This is a genomic window from Alistipes sp. CAG:29 (genome assembly GCF_000435435.1).
GTDB lineage: Bacteria > Bacteroidota > Bacteroidia > Bacteroidales > Rikenellaceae > Alistipes > Alistipes onderdonkii.
The window spans coordinates 1-1291 of record NZ_FR893496.1; the positions used below are offsets into that span (position 1 = coordinate 1).

At 51.4% G+C, this 1291-nt stretch carries 1 protein-coding gene and 1 pseudogene; both read right to left on the reverse strand.

Annotated features, from left to right (window positions below):
• Positions 1–225 (reverse strand): annotated as a pseudogene (locus tag QVP03_RS11530) (hypothetical protein); the annotation flags it as partial.
• Between the two features lie 34 nt (positions 226–259).
• Positions 260–1291, reverse strand: a 1032-nt coding sequence (locus QVP03_RS11535) for a leucine-rich repeat domain-containing protein (RefSeq protein ID WP_369677406.1), incomplete at its 5' end; no start/stop codon positions are given.

A 1291-nucleotide genomic window follows, 5' to 3' on the forward strand; every position in this document is an offset into this window, starting at 1 on the left:
GCCGAGGTCGATGGCAAGTACGGCGTCCGCTTCTTTGCGGCTGATTTTTCCGTCGCGGTCGGTGTCGAAATTTTCGAGGACATAAGTTCTGAAAACAGGGTCTGGAATCGCGCCTCCGTCCCAAAAGATTTGGGGATTCGCAGCCCCTTGTCCGTTTTGGCAGGAAATGGTTGCGGCGGGATATGCGAAAACCGCCAAAGCTGTGATGGGTAGGAATCGTTTCATGGGATTACTAAGATATGCAGTTTCATATTGCAGTTTATTCCTCTTGCTGTCGGTATTTTTTCTGCTTTTCGGCCTCGATGGATTGCATGTAACGTGTCAGGCTGCTCACGATGGCCGTCCGGCTGTTGGTGATTACCTGTATTTTATAGTTGTCGTAATCGAGGGATATTGCTCCTAATTTGGCGAGATTGGATAAATTGAGCCGGATCAATGGATTGTCGCAGCAGCCCAAAGCGACCAGCTTCGTATTCTTCGAGAGAGCGAGTGCAGTCAGTCGATTGTCGTGGCAGCTTAAACCAGTCAATGCGGTGTTTGCGGAGAGGTCGAGCGTAGTCAGTCGATTGTTGTCGCAGTACAACCTGCTCAGCGCCTTATTCTGGGACAGATCGATTGAGGTCAATCGATTGCTTTCGCACCACAAGTCGGTCAGCATCGTATTTTCGGAGAGATCGAGGGTGGGCAATAGATTGTATGAGCAAACCAATTCGGTCAGCATCGGATTTCCGGTCAGATTGAGGGCGGTCAATCGATTGTTGTGGCAGTCCAATCTGATTAATGCCGTATTTTGGGCCAGGTCGAGGGAGGTCAATCGGTTGTCGCGGCAGTCCAATTGGGTCAACGCCGGATTTCCGGTCAGATCGAGGGCGGTCAATCGGTTGTGCGAGCAGTTCAATCCGGTCAATTCCGGATTTTGGGTCAGGTCGAGAACGCTTAATTGATTTCCGCTGCAGTTCAGTCCGATCAACGCTGTATTGTCGGCCAGATCGAGCGCTGTCAATTGATTGTATGCGCAGTCCAAAAGGGTCAGCGCTTTGTTTTTGCTCAGGTCGAGGGCGGTCAATTGACTGTCGCGGCAGTTCAATTTTGTCAATGCCGTATTTTCGGAGAGGCGGAGCGATGTCAGCGGATGGAAGGCACCTATGAGTTCTCTGAGGTTTTTGAAATATTCGACGCCCTCAAGGGATTTGATTCCGGGAGTGTCGGTCGGTTCTTCCCTGCCCAAGTCGATGACGAGTACGGCGTCCGCTTCCTCACTGCTGATTTTCCCGTCGCGGTCGGTGTCGAA